Origin of the sequence: Streptococcus sp. 27098_8_113, assembly GCF_041432545.1 — a bacterium.
GTDB lineage: Bacteria > Bacillota > Bacilli > Lactobacillales > Streptococcaceae > Streptococcus.
The window spans coordinates 1-21,578 of record NZ_JAPVZU010000009.1 but is presented as its reverse complement, the minus strand read 5'-3'; the positions used below and the strand labels follow the sequence as shown (position 1 = coordinate 21,578).

Below are 21,578 nucleotides of genomic sequence, written 5' to 3'. Positions count from 1 at the left end.
TTGCATGACAGGTTATTCGCTTCATTGTTTTAAACACAGATAAAACAAGCATTCACCGTTCAAGCTTTAACTCCATAAGGCGATGAAATGAGCTTAGTCTTGACCTTTGCGATCAGGACTGTTGACCAACGAGTAGTGTCTCCACTGCTTTGCGGTAGTCATCCGTATCCTTATGGTAGCCTCACCTACCGATTGACACTATTACTATACTCCTCTTTAGAAAGATTGTCAATAAAGAGAGCTATTTTTATTTTATTTTGGTAAAACTTCCGCAATCCGTCGACAAATCTCTTTGATCATAGTCTTCGGTGCAGCTGTATTGAGACGAGCATGTCCTTTGCCTTCTTGGCCAAAATCACTTCCCCGATTCAGGACAACCTTAGCCTCTTCTCGAAGCAAGTGAAAAAGATGGTCATCTGTCAGCCCATAATCTGAAAAATCCAGCCAAACCAGATAAGTCCCTTGAGGTTTCATGACCCGCAGACGTGGTGCTTCCTTAGCAAAATAATCGACTACAAAATCAATATTTTCCTCTAAGACAGCCTTGAGCTCTGTCAACCAAGCTTTGCCATGACGATAGGCAGCTTCCGTCGCTAAAAATCCAAGACCCGAAATTTCATGCTGGTTATTGGCCAGTTGGCGCTTTTGAAACTTTTGTCGCAAGCTAGGATTCTCAATCACTGCATAGGAATTTTTTGTCCCAGCAATATTAAAGGTCTTAGTCGCACTGGCTAGAATCAGGCTAAAGTCCTTAAAATCAGGTGAAACAGTATTGAAAGACTGGTGTTTATGTCCAAATAGCGTCAAGTCTTGGTGAATCTCATCTGAAACTACGAGAACGCCGTACTTTTGGCAGAGACGACCAATCTTCTCTAAAACGTCCTCTTCCCAAACTCGACCGCCAGGATTATGCGGATTGCAAAGCACGTAAATCTTGACTTCATTGTCTACGATGTCCTGCTCCAACTGTTCAAAGTCAATCTGAAAAAGACCGTCCTGCTCTATCAAAGAATTAGTAATCAACCGACGATTATTGAGCTTGACACTGCGGGCAAAAGGAGGGTATACAGGAGTGTTGATTAGAACAGCATCGCCTTCATCGGTAAAGGCTTGGATAGCCGTCGAAATAGCAGGAACAACTCCCTCGATAAAGACCAAGGCTTCCTTGTCAAATGTGTAGCCATGCTCATCACGCTCCCAAGCTAGAACAGCATTGATCAACTCCTCACTAGCATAGGTATAACCATAGACTAACTGATCAGCGTAATCATACACAGTTTGCTTGATTTCAGGCAGGACTTCAAAATCCATATCCGCAATCCAGGCAGGCAGGACTTGACTGTCTTTCTCCGCCTCTTTCCATTTATAAGTATGCTGGCCAATACGATTGGGTGCTGTTTCAAAGTTATAACTTCCCATATTAGTCCTCCAAGGCCGCGCGCAAATCGTCTACTAAATCTCGACTGTCCTCAATGCCAATCGACAGGCGCAGCAAATCATCGGTCAAGCCATAAGAATGACGCACTTCAACAGGAATGTCTGCATGAGTCTGGGTTGTCGGATAGGTAATCAAACTCTCTACTCCACCTAAACTTTCTGCAAAGGTAAAGACTTTCAAGCTATTTAAAAGATGAGGAATCTTACTTTCATCCACAACTTTAAAGGAAATCATGCCGCCCTTACCTGGATAGAGAACTTCTTTTACCGCAGGAGATGACTTCAGAAATGCAACTACTTCTTGCGCATTCTGAGTAGAGCGCTCCATGCGGAGAGCCAAGGTCTTGAGCCCGCGCAAAAGCATGTAGCTGTCAAAAGGAGACAGGACTGGCCCAGTTGTATTGAGATTATAGAAAAGCTTGTCATAAATAGCAGCGTCATTGGTCATGATGGCCCCAGCCAAGACATCATTGTGCCCGCCCAGATACTTGGTCGCTGAGTGCAGAACAAGATCTGCTCCATCTTCCAGCGGTCTTTGGTAAATCGGACTGTAGAAGGTATTGTCCACAATGACAGCTGCTCCTCGCTCATGAGCCGCTTGGGAAATGCGGGCAATGTCAAACTCTACCATAAGAGGATTGGTCGGTGTCTCGATATAGACAATATCTATATCCTCTGTCAGACTATTCAGAAGTTCTTCTTCTGTATTGGCATAGGTAAAGACAAAGCGCCCTTCTGCTTCAGCCTGAGCAAACCAACGGAAAGAGCCACCATAAAGATCCCGAACAGCCAAAACCTTACTGCCGACTGGAAAGGCACTAAAGGCTAGGACAATAGCCGACATACCAGAGCTAGTCGCTAGGGCATAGTCTGCACTTTCGATAGCAGCTAGAGTCGCTTCCAAGCTAGCCCGTGTAGGATTTTTGGTTCGAGTATAGTCATATCCTGTGGACCGGCCAAACTCTGGATGCTGGTAGGTCGTTGAAAAATGCAAGGGGGTTGTTAAGGCACCCGTTGTTGTGTCTGTTTTTACTCCCGCTTGGGCCAACAAGGTATTTAATTTCCGTTCTCTCTCCATTTAACCGTTCCTCTTTTTAAAATATTCTACCTTTCTATTGTAACATCTTAAGAAAGTCTTGAGCTTTTTTCTTTTCAAGAGCTAGCTATAGTCTGAAACTATAGAGTAATAATTCATAAAAAAAGAGTCGCTGAACGACTCTTCGTTTCTTATTTCATTCTTAATCGTTGGCGTAAACTATCTGCCTTTTGTCCGATAAAACGGTCTATGAGCCGAACCTTGAGAGACAGTACGATATAGACGAGCATTCCGACTCCTCCAACGGCAGCGACATAGATAAAGCTGTACATCCGATTAGTTGGCTGGAAGATAAAGCTTAGTAGATACTCGACAAGCAGAACCAAGATCACCATGGCAATTGTGAGAATCATACTCAACAGCAGGCGCTTCAATAGATTCTTAGGATTCAGACCAACAACCTTGCGGATTTCTCTAAACATGAAGAAGATCGGCAGTAAAAGACCGACGGTCGTTGAAATCAAGGGACCATAAGCATGGAAGAGATTGATCATCGGCACTTGCAAACTGAGCTTGACAAGAACTCCATAAAAGAAGTAGAGAATGGCTTTCTTGTTTTGGAACAGAGCTTGAATCATCGGAGCGAGAACTGTATAGGTGCTGAGAATGATCGTCTGCAACATAGCACAGATGAAAAGCCCCAGTGCTAGACTATCTGGCTTACCATAGAAAACGGTATAGAGCGGACTAGCCACCAGAACTGCTCCCACTGTTGACGGAAAGATAAAGAAGAGCAACATGCTAAGATTATCTTGCACTAGGCGAGCAGCCGAGCGAAAGTCACCCTTGACATAATTCTCGGTCAAGAGAGGAATCCCGACACCACCGATAGAAGTTGCCACTGCAATTAAAATCATGGTGATTTTATTTGGATTAGCTGAGAAATAGGCGAATTGCACTAGGAGCTCTGATTTCGTATAATCGCTAATCTGGGTCATAATGTTGATAAAGGTCGCCTGGTCAATAATCTGGAATAGCTGAATAGCTGAGCCTGTAATGATGAAGGGAATGGCTTCTCGTATGGTATCCCAGAGGAGAGAACGGCCACTAATTCCCGCGGACTTTTTAGGCTTTCTCAGGATAGAGCGTAGCATACCCGTTTTTGCTAGATAGAAAAGTAAGACGAGCATACTTGCCAGCATCCCGACAAAAGCAGCAAAGGTAGACTGGGTCACGGCTTCAACATAGTCACCTGAACCGATTTTCATAATGAAATAAGCCGTCAGTAGCATCCAGATAACCCGAATCACCTGCTCCGAAATCTGGCTGATCGCATACGGTTTAAGATTATTAAATCCTTGGAAGAAGCCCCGAATGACACTCATAGACGGAAAAATGAGCACGGCCCAAGACAAACTCTGCATGACTGGAATCAAGTCAGCCCCGCCACCAGACATTGAGGCAAAAACCGGTGCCATCAAGTACATGATGACTGCAAAGATCAGCCCCAATCCCAGCATGAACTTGAGGAACTCTCGGATGAGAGCAAAGCTGTGTTCCTCCTTGTCAATGGTATTATACTTGGCAACCTGCTTGGCCACAGCCACCGGCACTCCCGCTGTGGAAACCAAAAGGAACCAAGCATAGATATTGTAGCCCATTGTAAAAAGACCATTGGCCTCTGCTCCGTGCTGGCCCATCCAGATATACCAAGGGATGATATAAACAGCCCCAAGAAGGCGGCTGATAAAATTACTAGCAGTCAGCCAGGCAGTCCCTCTTAGCATTTTCTGCTGCTGGCTTGTTGTTTCTTGGCTCATAGAAAACCTCTTCTATTTGTTCTTCTTTTATTATAAACTTTTCCTTGCCTCTTGTAAAACATAGCCTTTCGGTTTACAATAGAGATATGATAAAAATTGAAACAATACTAGATATTTTAAAAAAAGACCAAAATTTTCGTGAAATCATCGCTGATGGAGACTACTACTTCAACTATCAGGGCTTGACCTTTGACAAGATTAGCTATGATAGTCGTCAAGCTGACAGCAGAACCCTCTTTTTTGTCAAGGGCGAGCACTTCAAGCGGGAATTTTTAGAAAAGGCTGTAGCAGCTGGGCTAGGTTTTTACCTAAGTGAAACTGACTTCGAAGTCGGAATTCCGGTGCTCTTGGTCAATGATATTAAACAAGCCATGAGTCTCATTGCTATGGAATTTTACGGTCACCCAGAGCAAAAACTCAAACTTTTGGCCTTCACTGGTACCAAGGGCAAGACCACATCGGCTTATTTCGCTTTTAATATTTTAAAACAAAGCCACAAACCAGCCCTGCTTTCTACTATGAATACCACTCTGGACGGTGAAACTTTCTTTAAATCAACCCTGACCACTCCTGAAAGTTTAGACCTCTTTGAGATGATGGCCCAGGCTGTAGCCAATGGTCGTACCCATCTCATCATGGAAGTCTCCAGCCAAGCCTATCTTAAAAAGCGGGTCTATGGCCTGACCTTTGATGTAGGTGTCTTCCTCAATATCAGCCCTGACCATATCGGCCCGATTGAGCATCCAACTTTTGAAGACTACTTCTACCACAAGAGACTCTTGATGGACAATAGCCGAGCTGTTGTTGTCAATAGCGGCATGGATCATTTTCAAGTTTTAGCTGAGCAAGTGGCCAACTACGACCACGACTTCTATGGACCTGACTCCGCCAATAGTATTCAAGAATCGCAAGCTTTCTCCTTTGAAGCGCAAGGAAAGTTGGCTGGTGCCTACGATATCCAGTTGATTGGTCGCTTCAATCAGGAAAATGGCATTGCTGCTGGTCTAGCCTGCCTACGACTTGGAGCTTCATTGGAAGATATTCAAGCTGGTATTGCCCAGACACGAGTTCCGGGACGCATGGAGGTCTTGACCCAGTCAAACGGTGCCAAGGTCTTCGTGGACTATGCTCACAATGGCGACAGTTTGGCTAAGTTGCTATCCGTCGTTCAAGAACATCAAAAAGGACAGACTGTACTTGTACTAGGAGCTACTGGCAATAAGGGAGAAAGTCGACGCAAGGACTTTGGTCTCTTACTCAACCAGCATCCTGAAATCAAAGTCATTTTAACCGCAGATGATCCAAATCGTGAAGATCCGATTGCTATCGCAAAAGAAATTGCTGGCTACATCTCCTTTGAGGTGGAGATGATCGCTGATCGCGAAGAAGCTATCAAAAAAGCCCTCAGCCTGACTAGTGCTGAAGGTGATGCCGTCATCCTGGCTGGCAAGGGAGCAGATGCCTACCAAATCATCAATGACCAAAAGGTTCCCTATCCTAGTGATTATGCACTGGCAGAAAAATATATATAAAAAAGGACTCCTGAAAGTCCTTTTTTATTATCCATTCCACATCACTAAAACGTAGAGCAAGCTGCTACCCACCATATCCGCAAAGGCATGTGCCAAAAAGAAAGGCAGCAAGTTTTTAACCTTGTATTTGTAAAAGAAATAATAGAACAGACCGAAGACTACGCCAATCAGAAAAGCAGAGACTAGCCCCTGATAGGTATGGACAGAAAAGCGAACCAGCGTTGAAAAGCCTAAAACCCACCATTTGCTCTCTTCTTTCACCGATGTGAGCAAGCCTAAGAAAAAGAATTCCTCATAAACACCATTGAATAGAGAATAAAGAATAACGACAGGTCCCAATGCAGCTAGTTTTCGAAAAACTTCGACAAAGGTCCAGTCGATATGCTGCAAGATTTCTAAGTCAAAATAATTATAGGAACCGACTAAAGCTGCTATCACATCAGAAGTCAGACCGACAACCACAAAAATCAAGGGTGCCCACAGAATAGACCAAGACAAGCGTAGTTTCAGTTGTTTAAAATCATAATGGCGGATGCCTAGATAGATAAGTGCCAACACTAGCAGAAAAACTTGCAATTTCAAATTGCTCAGCAAGGCAAAATTTTCATCCTCTGGTCTGGGCACGATTGCTTGTCCTACAGAGCTGGACATCGTAAGCCAATTTACTGTTGAGGAATAAATAAATTGACCAAACATAATAGCGGCTAAAATCAGCATATCGAACCATCTAAGGTTCTCCAGTGGTTGCTCGGGATAGATTTTTTTTAACATTGTCATTCTAATTCCTTTCCCAAATTCTATATACTACTATAGCACAGAATATGGCAAAATGACAGGTGGGGCTGTCTAATTTTTCTTTATTCGAATAATTATCAGTCCAATTGGAAGACTAGGCGTTCCTTGTCAAAGCTAGCCTCCAACTCATACTTGCCAGCCTCATTCTGACGAATGTAACCTAGAATCACCAGACTATCGACAAAAATGTCTCGACGCTTCTGCAGGAGCTCATCCTTACGGACATACTTGAGGAGGAAAGTCGTCATATACTTGAGGGCATACTCTGGATTCACATCTCCCAAGATAGCATAAAGGGGCTTCTGCTCCTCAGACAGCGGATACTGTCGCTGCATTTTATAAAAATAATTGGACAAGGTCAGTTTATCTCTCTGAAAATCGGTCTTTTCCAGCAGAATAGCCGCATTAGTCTGATTAGCAAGCTGAGTCTCAAAGCGCAAATTCAACAATTCCTGATAGATCGGACTATCATCTCGAATAAAGATTTCCTGATCCAAAGATAGATTTTCTAGATTCTCCAAAAGCGGGACTTTCTGATAATAGCGCTTATTCTCCCGCCGAATATAGCCCGCCTTGATACATTCCTCCATGAAGCGATCTAGATTGGAAAAGCCCGCAAATTCACGTTTGATTTCTCTTAAAATCACATCATCCTGCTGATCCAGATAATTGATTAGTTTTTCAAATAAGGGCTGTCGTGTCAGCCGAGTCGGATTGAGAATTTTAATCATGGAGCTCTCCTTTATAGATAAGCTTGGCTGATTGAGCCAACTGACTGGGATTGGTTCCAGGATGTCCTACAGGCACTGCTAAGCCCAATTCCTCATAGTAAGTCTGCCAAAAATTAGAAATCAGGTTTTTATCATCTCCAAACTGCATGGGAATGGTCTCAAAAATTGGCATAATCTGAGCAATATATTCCGAGCAGTAAAATCCCTCGCTCTCAGCACAAAAACTAACATTATAAGGCTTTCCAAGATGGGATTTGGCTTCTTTAAAGACGCTGGGCGCATCTATCTCAGGATAAGCAAAGACATGATAGATGTCCTCTTCTTTCAAAAACTGGCTCAAGGGTTGATGCGTCACTCCCTTGTCCTGCGTCGCATGGTAAATCTCACCATCAAAAAAGATACCCACATGGCTATAGGCGCCTGTCGCTGTCCGAATCGCTGCTGCCATCTCGGATTGACCGACTGTGAACAGCAGGTCACCATTTTGTAAATCTTGAATCTTCATTTCTCTCGTCTATCAAAAAAGGAGTCGAAACTCCTTTACATGTGCGGAAAACCAGTGTTTCCTATTTTGAGCTGCCACTCAGGAAATTACCCATTAAAGCTTTCAGTCAACTGAGGCACCACTTGTTTCTTACGTGAAACGGCACCAGCCAAGAAGGCATGGTTATTTTCAAGTTTGAAGTTAAAGGCTGCTTCTACCTTGTCCATGTTTGCGCCAATTGCAAGGATTTCTGAGTTTGAGTTTACGATATCTGTAATCATCAAAACAAAGTCAGAATAACCATTTGCTGCAATAGCCGCTTGCATTGCTGCCTCGATTTCTGCTTGGCGTTCCAAGACTTCAGCAATATCAACAGTGTTGACTTGCGCTACACGGACATTGTTTCCGTTCAATTCAAAAGTCTTAGCATCAATGTCAATCAATTCTTCTGCAGATTTGCTAGCCAAGTTTGTACCAGCCTTCAGCATAGCGAGACCGTATTCTTCCAAGTTCACACCTGCTAACTCAGCCAACTCAGGAGCAATATCCTTATCACTTGGGTGTGTCGTTGGAGATTTCAAGAGAAGTGTATCTGAAATCAAACCAGATAACATCAAACCAGCAAGCTCTTTAGGAACTGCCACACCGTGTTCTTTAAACATACGGTAAACGATAGAAGATGCTGATCCAACTGGCTCCAAACGCATGTAGAGTGGGCTTGCAGTTTCAAAATTAGCTACACGGTGGTGATCCACAACGCCATAAACTTCCACTTCAGCAATATCTGAAACAGATTGTTGGAATTCATTGTGGTCAGTCAAGATGACTTGCTCTGCACCTTCTGCTTTAGCTGATGTGATTACGCGGGGGGCTTCTACACCAAAATAGTTCAAGACAAAGGCTGTTTCTTCATTTGGAGTTCCAAGAGCTACTGCTTCTGTATCCAAACCATAAGCTGTCTTTGCAAGATAAGCAAAGGCTACAGATGACCCGATGGCATCTGAGTCTGGATTTTGGTGACCAAATACTAGAATCTTAGACATGATAATACCTCTTTGTTTTTAATAATATTTATTCCACTTATTTTACCACAATTATGGGTATTTCACAAAAGGAGAAGGATATTTTCTTGAGAAAAATTGTAGCTTTGCAATAGAGGTCTGAGCTGAACCTTCAAAATAATCATCCAACCTTAACCGTCGATACAAGTATCATCTCTGGTGAAAGTCCCCCAGAAGAAACGCTTGCTTTATCATTTTTATTTCCTGTGAAAGGATTTTTTCCTAAAAAAAGCCCTATCATAAGATAGGGCTGAAAAATTTATCAATTTAGCGATAGAGGCGTTTGTCACCACTATTTAAGTGACTGTCTCTTCTCCCGTTTAGCCAAGAGAGGTAAGATGACACCTAAACTAATCAAGACAATCGGTGTCAAGATATTTGTCATCAGAGAGAAGCGCCAACCAGCTGGATCAACTGCATAGTCTACTTTCGGAACCATACCTAAAATACAAGCAAAAGCTGTGAAAAGGAAGCACCAAGCTCCGATGATAAAGCCAAATTTTGGATTTTTCGTAAGTTTGTATTCCGCATCCTTGTATTTTCTCCAAGCTTTATTGAGCAACATATAAGCCACGAATACCCAAAGATAACGCATCGGCATAACAATAGAGTTAAGATTGGTCATCCATTTAACCAGACCGTCAATTTCCTTGATTCCAAAGATTGGTAGGACAATCAAGAAGCTTACCAAAATCCCTGTCAGGATATAACCGTTAATCAGTACACCTTTTGATGTCCGCTTGCGTAGCCAGCTTGGAACAAATTCTTCGTCTGCATTATTGAGCAAGATTTGTAGAGGCGCGTCAATAGAGAAAGCCAAGGCCGCAATCTGTCCAACCATATTGGTCAGGGCATAGATGACTACTAGTACATTGCCTACACCCCAGTAGTTACCCAGCATTTGGAAGGCTTGATAAGCACCGTTACGCATCAAATCTCCAGGAATATTACTACCGTCAAAGAGCATACCCATAGCCAGAGATCCTAGGATAGCAGAGGCACCAACCATGATAGCCATGATGATCATCCCTTTTGGAAATTCCTTGGCTGGATTGCGAGTTTGGTTAACGTAAGGCGAAATTTTCTCAGCCCCACCTACCGCAAAGACCAAAAGTGAGATAGTCGTAAAGTATGAAAAATCAAAATTAGGAATGTAAGTGCTGAGCTTGTCCATATTAGCCGTTGCAAACTGCATGTCCGGCTTGATAAAAGGCGCGCCAACCGCCAAGAGTACAAAGAGGAAGGACATAATCAGCATGGCACTTCCAGCTAGACCACCAATGACCTTGAGTGTGGATAGACCCTTAGTAGACAAGTAGAGAAAGGCACCGAAAATCAGCAAACTAAGAATAACAATCCAGTGAATATCAAGACTGCTCAAAAAATCGCCATTTCCTTGGATAGCCCATCCTAAAGGAATCAAAACTCCCTGTGGCTTTTGTGCCAAGTAGGGAATATGCACCACCCAGTAAGTCCAAGCCGCAAAATAAGCCAAGCGCTTGGTAGAGGTCTTCTCCACCCAGTCGCTGACACCACCTCCGCTCTCCTTGAAGGTCGAGCCTAGCTGCCCCACGATGAGGGCATAGGGAATAAAGTAAATGGCCAGGATAAGAATCCAAGAAACAACGACCGAAATCCCTTGTTGGGAATAGTTGTTGACCACATTTCCCAGACCCCAAACCATATTAAAGGCAATTAGGGACACCATCAGCCAAGTCAGCTGGTTCTGATCTTTTTTCATCATTCATCTCCTTTGAATATAAAATAAATAGCTCCATAAAATTATACCATGTTTTTACATTTTTTGTAACCGTCTTCAGCATATTTTGTCCAAAAAAAGAGCTACCCGTAGGTAGCTCAAATTCAATTCTTAAAGTGAGTTCACGTCAACCTTGATACCAACACCTTGAGTAGTTGTGATTGTCAAGTTTGTTACGTAAGTTCCTTTAGCTGTAGCTGGTTTTGCTTTTTGGATTGTTTCGTTGAATGCTTTGAAGTTTTCAACCAATTTTTCAGCTTCAAATGATACTTTACCGATGATTGCTTGAACGTTACCTGCACGGTCAGCACGGTAAGTGATCTTACCACCTTTAGACTCTTCAACTGCTTTAGCAACATCCATCGTTACAGTACCAGTTTTAGGGTTTGGCATCAAGTTACGTGGTCCAAGGACACGTCCAAGACGTCCAACAAGAGCCATCATGTCAGGTGTAGCGATAACTACATCAAAGTCCAACCAACCGTCGTTAATTTTCGCAACAAGGTCATCTTCACCAACAAAGTCTGCACCTGCAGCTTTTGCTTCTTCAGCTTTAGCACCACGTGCGAAAACAAGAACGCGTGAAGTTTTACCAGTACCGTTTGGCAATACCATTGCGCCACGGATTTGTTGGTCAGCTTTTTTAACGTCGATATTCAGGTTATAAGCAACTTCTACAGTTGCGTCAAATTTTGCAAAGTTAGTTTCTTTTGCAAGTGCTACAGCTTCTTCTACACTGTATGCTTTTGTGCTGTCGATTTTCTCAAGAGCAGCACGAAGTTGTTTGCTTTTTTTAGCCATTTTCTATTCTCCTTGTAAGTGGTTCAATCGATTTTCATCTCCCACGTCACTCCTCGAAATGATGAAGTCTTGCGGGTTATATTGGGGGTGTTATTGATTAGTCAACAACAGTGAATCCCATAGAACGAGCAGTACCTTCGATCATACGCATTGCAGACTCAATGTTTGCTGCGTTCAAATCTGGCATCTTAGTTTCTGCAATTTCTTGTACTTGTGCACGAGTAACTGTAGCAACTTTCGTTTTGTTAGGTGTACCTGATCCTTTTTCAACACCTGCAGCTTTTTTCAAAAGAACAGCAGCTGGTGGTGTCTTTGTAACGAAAGTAAATGATTTGTCTTCGTATACTGAGATAACAACTGGAATGATCATACCAGCTTGGTCAGCTGTACGAGCGTTGAACTCTTTTGTGAATCCCATGATGTTGATACCAGCTTGACCAAGAGCAGGTCCAACCGGTGGAGCTGGAGTAGCTTTACCAGCAGGGATTTGCAATTTTACAAGTTTTTCGACTTTTTTAGCCATTTTTAAATCCTCCTTTGTGGTTTTGGCGGTAATTAGAGATTTTTACCTCCCACAAGTATGCTTTTTGCATACTTTTCTATTATACACTAATCTTTTCAAAATGCAAGAAAAATTCTTATATTTTCTCATTTTTATGGTAAAATAGTTACATGGTATTATTAAAAATTGCTTCTGTATTATTTATCTTTTTAACACTTATCTTATCGATTATCGCGGTGAAGGTCTTCAGGCTAAGAAAATTTGGCTTGAATTTTGCAGATTTGGCTTTCCCTTTTTTTGCTATAGAGTTGTATATCATTTCAGACAAGGCCTTCTATCACAGTCTTTTACCCCACCTATTATTAGTATTGTCTGGCCTAGCTATCGCCATCACAGCTTATTTTCTTAGGAAAAAACGGACTTTCTACTATCCCAAGTTCTTTAAATTCTTCTGGCGGGCTGGTTTTATCTTGACCTTCTTTATGTATCTAGCCATGGTCATCGCTCTCTTTTTATAAATGTAAAACACAACCCATCGGTCTGTACTGACCGATGGGCTTTTCATACGCGCATCTTATGAGTCATTCTTCTGTTGAGAAACAAAGCCCTCCGATTCTCCTAGTTTTATTCATGAATCTCTAAAGGCAGACCATCCGGATCAAAGAAGAAAGCCATCTTACGGCCGTCAAAGTCATCATAGCGCAGCTCGGTATGGGGAATCTCCAATCGGTCAAATTCCTCTAGCATTTCTTCGACATCTGTCACTCGGAAAGCCAGATGACGCAATCCAGTATGCTCTGGAGCAGGCAGGGCTGGCCGCTTGGGAGCTTCTTCCTTGATGAAAATTTCCAGCGTCAGATTTCCTTTGCGGACATTAAAGAGAATGTCCTGCTTGTCGGGTCGATGGTGCTCATCCAGCATGTCAAAGCCCAGCTTTTCCACATAAAAATCCTTAGTCTTGTCATAATCATGACCAATAATCGCAATATGGTGAATGCTATCTAGTTTCATAGCTTTTTTCCTTTCATTCTTCAGTAGAGAAAATCTGCCGGCTAACAGCTGGCAGATTTGTATTACAAGATATTATTCTTGTTAACCAACTGCTCAGGAAAATGTTTAATTCGTCTGTAAAACTTTTCTTGGCTTGGTTCCTTCGGCTGGTCCAATAACGCCTGCCGCTTCCAGTTCTTCCATGAGACGAGTAGCCCGGTTAAAACCGACCGAGAGTCGCCGCTGGATCATCGAAGCGCTGGCTTTCTGAGTCTCGATAACCAAGGCCTTGGCTTCTTCAAAGAGCGGATCACCTTCATCGTCGCCACCGCCAGACTCCATATCACTTTCAGATATTTCACCAGGATCAAAGCTATCGTCATAGTCAGCTTCAGCTTGATTCTTGACAAAGGCTACGATGCGCTCCACATCTTCATCCGAGATAAAGGAGCCCTGCAGACGAACTGGGTGGTTTTCATCAATCGGCTTAAAGAGCATGTCTCCTCGACCCAAGAGCTTTTCCGCCCCATTCTCATCCAGAATGGTCCGACTGTCTGTCCCGCTGGACACAGCAAAGGCAATCCGAGAGGGTACATTGGCCTTAATCAGACCGGAGATAACATCCACAGATGGCCGCTGGGTAGCCAGAATCATGTGGATCCCAGCCGCACGCGCTTTTTGTCCCAGACGTATAATAGCGTCTTCCACTTCCTTGCTGGCCACCATCATGAGGTCAGCCAGCTCGTCCACGATGACGACGATTAAAGGCAGGGGAACCTGCTTGTACTCCGATTGGGCATTGTACTCAGCGACCTTAGCATTATAACCAGCAATATTACGAGCACCGACCTTGGAAAAGAGTTCATAGCGGTTTTCCATCTCATCCACGACCTTCTGCAATGCACGACTAGCCTTGCGAGGGTTGGTCACAACGGGGATAAGCAAGTGGGGAATGTCATTATAAACAGATAGCTCCACCATCTTAGGATCCACCATCATAAACTTGACTTCATCCGGTCTGGCCTTCATGAGAATGCTGGCGATAATGCCGTTGACAGCCACAGATTTACCAGATCCAGTAGAGCCCGCCACCAAGAGATGAGGCATCTTAGCTAAGTCAAAGGAGCGGACAGAGCCGTTGACAGCCTTCCCAAGTGGGATTTCTAGGAGCTTGCTGGCATCTGTCTTCGACTGTTCCCAAAGTTCTCGGAAAGTCACGGTCGCAATTTCAGAGTTAGGTACCTCAATCCCGACTAGGGATTTCCCAGGAATTGGTGCCTCAATCCGTACATCCTTGGCAGCTAGGGCAAGAGCCAAGTCATCAGCCAGATTGGAAATCCGATTGACCCGAACACCAACAGCTGGCTTGACCTCGTACTTAGTGACGGAAGGTCCGATTTCAGCTCGCTCGACAGTAACCTTAATCCCAAAGCTAGCAAAGGTTTCTTCCAAAATTTTGATATTCTCTCGGACAATCCGCTTTTCTTTGGACTGATTCTTAGGCTTGTCAGGCGCAAAGAGATTGATAGTCGGTAGTTTATAGTCTAGATTTTCTTTAGCTGTAAAATCCACTTCTACATCTATATCTGCCTCTGCTTCTTCTATTTCCTCTTCGCGGTCAAAGTTCAGGGGCTCATGAGGATCATACTCTCCCGATTCAGCATAGTCCGCCTCATCAAAGTCCATAGGCGAGTAAGACAAGTCCTCACCATCTAAAATCTCCCCCGTTTCAGGATCCACTTCAGTTTCTGCCTGCTCTACCTCAATAGCTTGCATAGCTGCCTGTGCAGCTTTCTCCTCCTGCTCAAGAAAACGAAGCTGACGTTTTTCTTCCTCTTTTTCTCTCCAGTTTTGGAAAGCCACGCTGAATTTCTCAGCAAGATCATAAAGCGACCATGGACTCATGAGCAGAGCCCCCAGCAAAATCAGGAGCAGGCCAATGAAATAGGAGCCTATATTTGAAAAGAGAAAAGAAATCGGAGCATAAAGAGCCGCCCCAATCAGCCCACCGCCAGCAAATGAGGACACTTTAAAGGCCAACAAATCTGTCAAGACTCGCGTAAGCGTTGTAGATAAAACCTGTCCTTTCAAATGCAAAACATGAACAAAATAGGCTTGAAAAATTAAGCTGAGTCCTAAGAAAAAGCTGATGAAGCCTGAAATCTTCCCCTCATGTTTGTGCAGCCACTTAAAGAAAAAGAGATAAAACAAGGCAGCTAGAATCGCCACATAAGCCAGACTCCCTACCAGAACCCGAATTAAGTTATAAATGGTAACTCCAAAAGCCCCCAGCTTCAAAGCAGCAAACAACAAAGCGATAGCCAAAACAAAGGTGACTATCATCCGTCGAATCGCTTTTTGTCTTTCTAATTCCGCTTTTGTCGGCCGTCTCGTAGTCCGACTGTTTTTTGTATTTTTCTTATTTGCCATAACTTTCATTATACCATATTTTAAGATCTTCTAAAGAGAAAACTAGCTGCCTTTTGCAACTAGTTTCTGCCTTATTCTTCTGGCAAAATTACCCAGAAAATGAGGTAGGGAAGAAGTCCAATACCATAAGCAAAAAAGGAAACTCCCTAGATAACACGGATAATAACCGGATCTATATTAAAATACTGAGCCAAGCCGGAGCAAACTCCCGCAATGATTTTATCATCAGCACTTTTTGTTAAACGTCTTGCCATAATTAAACTCCCTTCAAATCAACGATAAATTTTTATCAAACGAAACCAATGATTTTTATCTTATTTTACCATAATTTTTCCTCAAATAATTGTTGGAATTTCACTATCGCCCTCAAAATCTTCAACTTTTTCTTAATTCGGGAAAGGTTTCTGGATACGCCCTAGTATAAAAGGCGAGAACGGTCCAACCAAGAGGAAGTTGAGGGGGACCGCCATTACAAAGTTTGTTCCCCAAGCTCCCAAATAGCTTTCCACTGACAAGGATACGCCCTAATATTTTGTCAACGCTTATGATGAACGAAGGACCAGTTCTTTGACCAATGTTTCTACTAAAAAAGCTGTTATAAAAGCAGATGAACAATATAGCTTCCTTAAAATTTATAGGCACAAGTGCTCCATTTCTGATGTATAACGTTCATCTTAACATATATATTTTTCCAGTAAGCAGAAATTTCAAGAAAAAGTTTCTATAGCTCAGATTGGTAATCTCTAGCTATTTTTGCTAGACTATTTAGAAGAAAACAGCGGAAAGGAGAATAGTATGCGAGCAGGTGTGATTGTCTACAATCCTTTCTTGGACAAGATTTTGCTCATTCATCGCTGGAAGAATGGGCAAGAGTATTTGGTAATTCCCGGTGGGACTATCGAACTTGGAGAAGGGCCTTTAGAAGCTGCCTTACGGGAAATGAAAGAAGAAGTCAATCTTAGCTTTTCTGCTGACCAGCTGCACACAGCTTTTTCCTTTAACAATCAGGGAAAAGAGGAGTATTATTTCTACACCAGTCTAAGTACGTCTGAGACTCCCCTCATGCAAGGCGAAGAGCTCGAGCGCAGTAGTCTCCAAAACATTTACCAGCCCGAATGGGTCAGCTTGCAAGAACTTTACAACCACAATCTGCGCCCAGAAAGCCTCAAATCCCTGCTCTTGGAATTTCTGACGCAGGAAAGTTTGAAAAACTAAAGCACTTATAGTAAAATAGCAATAGTTCATAAACTTATTCATAGAAAGGTTATTTATGAAAAAAATCATTCTTTTTAGTCTTTTATCTGCACTTGCTCTGACAGGCTGCTCCACTAAAGAAGATTCTACCACCAAGTCCTCCAGTGCTCCTAAGCAGTCTTCTGCTACCGATACCAGCTCTGAGGCAGCTGAAGCTCAAAAACTCCGTGAACAATACAAGGATGCCATGACCAATGAAAATGCCAACTTCCCACAACTATCTACAGAAGTTGCCGAAGATGAGGCTGAAGTCAAGATTATCACAACACAAGGAGACATTCGCCTCAAGCTGTTTCCTAAATACGCTCCTTTAGCTGTCGAAAATTTTCTAACACATGCAAAGGAAGGCTATTATAACGGTGTAATTTTCCATCGCGTTATCAATGATTTCATGATTCAGACCGGCGATCCTAAAGGAGATGGCACGGGTGGCGAATCTATTTGGAAAGGCAAGAATGAGTCTATTGACTCAGGAAATGGCTTCAAGAATGAATATTCTCCTTACCTCTACAACTTGCGCGGTGCACTAGCCATGGCCAATGCTGGAAAAGACACCAACGGCAGTCAATTTTTCATCAACCAAAGCAAGAAAGACTTATCCAAACAATTACCGACCGACACCTTCCCAGCTAAAATTATTGAAGCTTACAAAAATGGTGGAAATCCAAGTCTTGACGGCGGCTATACCGTCTTTGGTCAAGTCATTGAAGGCATGGATGTGGTAGACAAAATCGCTGCCACAGAAACTGGCGATAAAGATAAACCCAAAACAGACATTAAAATCGAAAAGATTGAAATTATAAAAGAATAGGAAAAAGTCAACTCGAGCTCTGCTCATCTTGTGAGTTATGCCTTAGCATCAACAAAAGAAAAAACCAGTCCCCAAAAAACGAGGACTGGTTTTACTATGCATTTTTCTAATCATCCAGCAGCTCAACTCCACTTTTAAAGTGAGATATGTAGCTTCTAACTTTTGAGAATAAGGTAGACGCTGAGTCTGCAATTAGATTTTACTGGGCATAATTACCACCTGTAAAATGATAATACTCTTCCAGTGTGAGACCAGATTCGGAAATTTCCTTGGCTTCTTTTCCTACATAGCGTAGATGCCAACTTTCAGGCACATAGCCAGTAGAATCCTCCTTGCCAACAGGATAGCGTACTACAAAACCATATTTATAGGCATTGTCCAAGAGCCACTGACTAGCTCCCGCTTCTTCAACCAGATTGCCGCTACTATCAATCAAATCAAATGCTAAACCAGTTTGGTGCTCGCTGTAGCCTGGTCTTGCCGAATAACGATCAGCCGCAGCTTGTCCATCTCGATTCACATAACTTTGATAAAGGCCGACCTGAGTTTGATAGCTACGAAAACCGCTATATTGGTTGCTGATAGGATAACCTTTGGACTGCATATCTGCGATTAACTTAAGTAGTTCTGCTTTAGCAGTCGGATTCTCACCTGGATTGTAGTCAGCTGATAATGGATAGTGTTTATTGGCGATGACTATTTCGTCATATTTCCCTTGAACGCTATAGTAGCTTCCGTTGTAAGAAACATTTTTATCAACAGTTACGTCCTGTTTCTGCTCCTTCTTAGACTCCGTGTCATCCGATTCACTCCTTGTATCTTGGCTAGATGCCTGGTCTTTTTCAGTCTCTTTCTTTTCAACAGATACCTTTGAGCTACTAGTCTGCTTGTTTGTACTACTTTCAGTCTTGTCTTTGGCTGCTGAACAAGCACTTAAAACCAAGACTGACATTGCTAGAAAAATAAGTTTATTATATTTCATTGTATTCCACTAACTTTCTGAAACTTTAATATTGTAGATTGCAAAGGAATTTCCGGTCGGCTTCAAATAGTAAGTTTTATTTTTTCGATTGACACTATTTGGAGTACTATCAATATAGTGAACTGTATAGTCCTCATAAGTCGTCACAATATAGGAGCCGTTCTCCTCTCTCACTTCACGGATATCCAAAGCTCCTGGATCGTAATAATCAATTTTCGCCTTCTTGACACCACCACCTGTAGTCCACTCAACCATATCTTTGTATGCTGGACTAGAAGTGTCATAATATTGAGCATAATAATTAGAACGATTAGAGACCGATCTGAAAACAGCCGTGCGATATTCACTAAGGAAATTGGTGATTTTTGCCTTGTTAGCTTCTACCTTTTTAGCTTCTTCGTCCTTTTCTTTGATCTTATCTGTCACTTCTTTAGGTAAAGATAAAGCAACATCAAGCGTGTCTCCTTTGACAACAATACTTTCCTTGTTGGTTACAAAAGTGTTATCAGCAACAACAAACTTAGCATAAACTTCCAGTTCTTGATGTGGTACAACTTGAATATCTGTTTCCAAGCTACTACCAATTTCCTTGCCATTTACAACAATTTTAAGGTCTGTTGCATTTGAAGCTTCTGCTGGCATAGTAACCTTCAATCGTTTCTTTTCAGACTTAAGATCCAATTTAATTTCATTATTCTTAGCAGTGGCTAAATCAAGCTGGATCTTACTCTCAATCTCTCCAACTTCCGTCTTCCCTTTCAGGGTAAATTCCTGCTTGATAAAATGATATTTGCCAATATTCGTCTCAGCATTCTTACTCAAAGGAAGGCTTTTCTTATCTCCTGCTTTGATGCTCGCATTATCTAAGTTCGTATTAACCTTCACCTCTACTGGATAGGCCACTATTTGATATTCCTGAAAAATCCCAAATTTCTTGCTTTTTTCAGTTACACCTAAAAGTTTATTCTGATTGTCATCAATATAGGCTGATTTTCCCTTTGACTTAGCAATGTTGTCCAGCTCGGTCTCAATATTGATTTCTTGACTCTCTAAGTGCTCGACCAAAGCCCTCGCATCTGCACGTGTCCACTTATCTGAGTTAGAAGAGAGCAGGTTTGCGATTCCATCATAATCCTTTTTAGTAACCGCTTTTGCAAAATCATCCGTAACAACTTTCACACCTGTCACTGAGGTTAAATAAAGAAAGGCTGCCACCAAAAAAGAAAGTAGAATAAGAGGAAAAGCAATCAGCATGACTTTCTTCTTCGACATTCTTTTTTCTGCTTTTTTTATTGCTTTCTGTGGTAATTCCGAATCCAATAATTCAGAGCGAATAGGCAAATTAGCAAAACCTTGATTTCGTGCTTCTAAAAATTCCTCTTTAGTCGGCTTTCTACCAATATTCGTCTCGAAAGCTTGCAGCCAATTTTCCCGTTGCTCTTGGTATTGATCCGATTCTGAAATCTCTTTCTTTTCTTCTTTAGGAGAAGCCTCAACAAATTCTTCTTTGAGAAACTCTAGGGCAGGATCCTCTTGCCCCAAATTTTCTTCCTGAGTCACCGAGCTTTGCTTCTCTTCAGCTGGACCATCGTTACTTTGTACTGCTGGAGCCGCAATAGAAATAATCTTTCTGGGATCAAAATCAGAACGTTTTCCTTCTAAAAACTCATCTGCGGTTGGCTTTCTACCAATCACTTGCTCAAAAAGCTCAACCCACTTTTCTTTCGTTACCATAAATAACCTCCAAGAACCTTACATCATCATAAGACTCATCAGCAATGAGAAAGCGATGAAAGTAAAGATAAATGTAATCACACCATTGACAATAATTGCTAGTAAATATTTATAAAAAGGATCCATTGACGTGCTGGATTTTGAATAAATCAAAGCAAAGGTTGCTCCGACCCCAATTAACACTAAGCCAATCCATGCTAGGAAGAGGGAAACAGACATAATCCCAAGTAAGCTAAATAAAGCAGAAAGAGCCACAAAAGGTAAGACAATCGCATAGAGTCTGCCATACCAGTCAAATGCCTTATTAAAGCTAAAGCTTCCATCCTTATAAACCATTCGTTTTACAGCAAAGCCTCCTAAAATAATGGAGAAAAGAACGAGGGCTGCCGCTATCAGTGAGACTAAGAAAAGTCTAAAGTCAAAAGTCGGACCACTATAAAAGCCAAAACTCACCGAATGAATAAGATTATAAAAATTATAATTCACCACAATAGCCGCAAAGAAAACAGTCAATCCTAGAGAAAGATAGCCATTTAATTTGCTACTTTCAACTTCTGAAGTTGGCGACTTCCAAGCAGAAACAAGCCAAGCCCAGAAACCTTTCATTGTTTTAGAAAATTCACTTGGTTGCGCCGGCTGTTGCTGACTGTAGTAGGCCTGTGGTCCTTGCTGGAAATTCTGCGCATTGAACTGGCCTTGCGGATTGTTTTGATAAGCTTGCTGATTGAAGCCTTGCGGACCAGAAGATTGAGGCTGACCAACGAACTGGTTAGGTTGCCCACCATTTGGCTGTTGATAAGGATATCCCTGTTGAGCAAATGATTATGTTTGATTAGCAAAATGATTTTGGTTAGGCTGTTGCTGAGGAAGCTCTTGATATTGCTGCCCAGTTGGCTGAGTGAACAATGCTTGCCCATTCTGTTCCTGAAAACTATTTTGCGGCTGAGCATAAAATTCACCGTTTGAAGCTCCTCCTTGTACTGGAACAGAGTCTGATATGATTGAGCCAGTTTCACTTCCAACTTGATGTGCACTTACCACCTCAGGTTCCACAAACTCACCAGCCAGCAAAGCTTGAGCAATTTCTGCATCCGTTGCTGAACGACCATTCACAGCTTCAAAATATTCGAGCCAATCTTGCTTTAACATATAAAAATCTCCCTTCAATAAATGATTATCCTCATATTAGTATACAAAAAATCAAGTAAAAATTCAATCAAGGCAATAGGCACGCATAAATAGCAAAAAATATGAAGTAAGGCAAATACTTTAATCAAAAAGTAAAAAGACCACATCCTATATGGATACTATCTAATTTACGAAAACTTATAAATTATAGAGACATTATAGAAAAGCAAAAAATCAGAACCCATAAAATATAAAAACAACAGCATATAGCTGTTGTCTTTTATGAATTAG

General features: G+C 42.1%; 19 protein-coding genes, 1 pseudogene and 1 riboswitch. Of the genes and pseudogenes, 4 read left to right on the top strand and 16 right to left on the bottom strand.

Going from position 1 to position 21,578, the window contains the following annotated elements:
- Positions 1-44: 44 nt before the first annotated feature.
- A riboswitch (M-box (ykoK) riboswitch) is annotated at positions 45-200 on the bottom strand.
- Positions 201-252: 52 nt separating this feature from the next.
- The 3 genes from O3644_RS06290 to O3644_RS06280 form a co-directional block, all read right to left on the bottom strand.
- A complete protein-coding gene (locus O3644_RS06290; protein ID WP_371595321.1) occupies positions 253-1,419 on the bottom strand; it encodes a MalY/PatB family protein in 1,167 nt (388 codons plus the stop codon).
- Between the two features lies 1 nt (position 1,420).
- Entirely contained in the window at positions 1,421-2,515 is a 1,095-nt protein-coding gene (locus O3644_RS06285; RefSeq protein ID WP_371595320.1) for a cystathionine gamma-synthase, read from the bottom strand.
- Between the two features lie 149 nt (positions 2,516-2,664).
- Positions 2,665-4,293, bottom strand: coding sequence for a polysaccharide biosynthesis protein (locus O3644_RS06280; RefSeq protein ID WP_125390342.1), 1,629 nt, complete (start codon positions 4,291-4,293; stop codon positions 2,665-2,667).
- A gap of 86 nt (positions 4,294-4,379) precedes the next feature.
- Between O3644_RS06280 and O3644_RS06275 the strand changes: the two genes are divergently transcribed.
- Positions 4,380-5,825, top strand: a complete 1,446-nt coding sequence (locus tag O3644_RS06275) for a UDP-N-acetylmuramoyl-L-alanyl-D-glutamate--L-lysine ligase (RefSeq protein ID WP_371595319.1) — start codon at positions 4,380-4,382, stop codon at positions 5,823-5,825.
- Positions 5,826-5,852: 27 nt separating this feature from the next.
- On the opposite strand, the gene O3644_RS06270 is transcribed toward O3644_RS06275, so the two are convergent.
- The 7 genes from O3644_RS06270 to rplK all read right to left on the bottom strand — a co-directional run bounded on the left by O3644_RS06270 (position 5,853) and on the right by rplK (position 11,979).
- Positions 5,853-6,602, bottom strand: coding sequence for a CPBP family intramembrane glutamic endopeptidase (locus O3644_RS06270; RefSeq protein ID WP_371595317.1), 750 nt, complete (start codon positions 6,600-6,602; stop codon positions 5,853-5,855).
- A gap of 95 nt (positions 6,603-6,697) precedes the next feature.
- The gene (locus O3644_RS06265; RefSeq protein WP_371595316.1) at positions 6,698-7,351 is read right to left on the bottom strand and encodes a DUF1803 domain-containing protein; all 654 of its coding nucleotides are present in this window, start codon (positions 7,349-7,351) and stop codon (positions 6,698-6,700) included.
- Complete coding sequence (locus O3644_RS06260) at positions 7,344-7,856, bottom strand: YiiX/YebB-like N1pC/P60 family cysteine hydrolase (RefSeq protein WP_371595315.1); 513 nt, start codon at positions 7,854-7,856, stop codon at positions 7,344-7,346. Before O3644_RS06260 ends, O3644_RS06265 begins: the two co-directional genes overlap by 8 nt.
- Positions 7,857-7,942: 86 nt before the next feature.
- On the bottom strand, positions 7,943-8,878 hold the full coding sequence (locus O3644_RS06255; protein WP_048763356.1) for a manganese-dependent inorganic pyrophosphatase: 936 nt from the start codon (positions 8,876-8,878) through the stop codon (positions 7,943-7,945).
- Between the two features lie 310 nt (positions 8,879-9,188).
- The gene (locus O3644_RS06250; RefSeq protein ID WP_048763358.1) at positions 9,189-10,637 is read right to left on the bottom strand and encodes an APC family permease; all 1,449 of its coding nucleotides are present in this window, start codon (positions 10,635-10,637) and stop codon (positions 9,189-9,191) included.
- A gap of 129 nt (positions 10,638-10,766) precedes the next feature.
- Positions 10,767-11,456: a 50S ribosomal protein L1 gene (rplA, locus tag O3644_RS06245; protein ID WP_001085675.1), complete on the bottom strand. Its 690-nt coding sequence runs from the start codon at positions 11,454-11,456 to the stop codon at positions 10,767-10,769.
- Between the two features lie 97 nt (positions 11,457-11,553).
- Positions 11,554-11,979: a 50S ribosomal protein L11 gene (rplK, locus tag O3644_RS06240; RefSeq protein ID WP_001085808.1), complete on the bottom strand. Its 426-nt coding sequence runs from the start codon at positions 11,977-11,979 to the stop codon at positions 11,554-11,556.
- A 149-nt stretch (positions 11,980-12,128) separates the two neighbouring features.
- On the opposite strand from rplK, the gene O3644_RS06235 reads away from it, so the two are divergent.
- Positions 12,129-12,476 (top strand): DUF3397 family protein, encoded by a 348-nt coding sequence (locus O3644_RS06235; RefSeq protein WP_005589256.1) that lies wholly within the window; start codon positions 12,129-12,131, stop codon positions 12,474-12,476.
- 106 nt (positions 12,477-12,582) lie between these two features.
- Here O3644_RS06235 and O3644_RS06230 read toward each other — a convergent pair whose 3' ends face one another.
- The 3 genes from O3644_RS06230 to O3644_RS06220 form a co-directional block, all read right to left on the bottom strand.
- Positions 12,583-12,969: a VOC family protein gene (locus tag O3644_RS06230; protein WP_371595314.1), complete on the bottom strand. Its 387-nt coding sequence runs from the start codon at positions 12,967-12,969 to the stop codon at positions 12,583-12,585.
- 105 nt (positions 12,970-13,074) lie between these two features.
- Positions 13,075-15,378 (bottom strand): DNA translocase FtsK, encoded by a 2,304-nt coding sequence (locus O3644_RS06225; protein WP_048763366.1) that lies wholly within the window; start codon positions 15,376-15,378, stop codon positions 13,075-13,077.
- A 146-nt stretch (positions 15,379-15,524) separates the two neighbouring features.
- Entirely contained in the window at positions 15,525-15,632 is a 108-nt protein-coding gene (locus tag O3644_RS06220; RefSeq protein ID WP_371595313.1) for a PspC domain-containing protein, read from the bottom strand.
- Positions 15,633-16,173: 541 nt separating this feature from the next.
- Here O3644_RS06220 and O3644_RS06215 point away from each other — a divergent pair.
- Positions 16,174-16,593: an NUDIX domain-containing protein gene (locus tag O3644_RS06215; RefSeq protein ID WP_048763368.1), complete on the top strand. Its 420-nt coding sequence runs from the start codon at positions 16,174-16,176 to the stop codon at positions 16,591-16,593.
- A gap of 55 nt (positions 16,594-16,648) precedes the next feature.
- Complete coding sequence (locus O3644_RS06210; protein ID WP_005589251.1) at positions 16,649-17,443, top strand: peptidylprolyl isomerase; 795 nt, start codon at positions 16,649-16,651, stop codon at positions 17,441-17,443.
- Between the two features lie 199 nt (positions 17,444-17,642).
- On the opposite strand, the gene ldcB is transcribed toward O3644_RS06210, so the two are convergent.
- From ldcB to O3644_RS06195, 3 genes and pseudogenes are all read right to left on the bottom strand, one after another.
- Positions 17,643-18,425 carry an LD-carboxypeptidase LdcB/DacB gene (gene ldcB, locus O3644_RS06205; RefSeq protein WP_371595312.1) on the bottom strand — a complete coding sequence of 261 codons (783 nt, stop codon included), beginning with the start codon at positions 18,423-18,425 and terminating at the stop codon, positions 17,643-17,645.
- 9 nt (positions 18,426-18,434) lie between these two features.
- Positions 18,435-20,159, bottom strand: a complete 1,725-nt coding sequence (locus O3644_RS06200) for a hypothetical protein (RefSeq protein WP_371595311.1) — start codon at positions 20,157-20,159, stop codon at positions 18,435-18,437.
- 18 nt (positions 20,160-20,177) lie between these two features.
- Positions 20,178-21,308 (bottom strand): annotated as a pseudogene (locus O3644_RS06195) (DUF6574 domain-containing protein).
- Positions 21,309-21,578 lie beyond the last annotated feature (270 nt).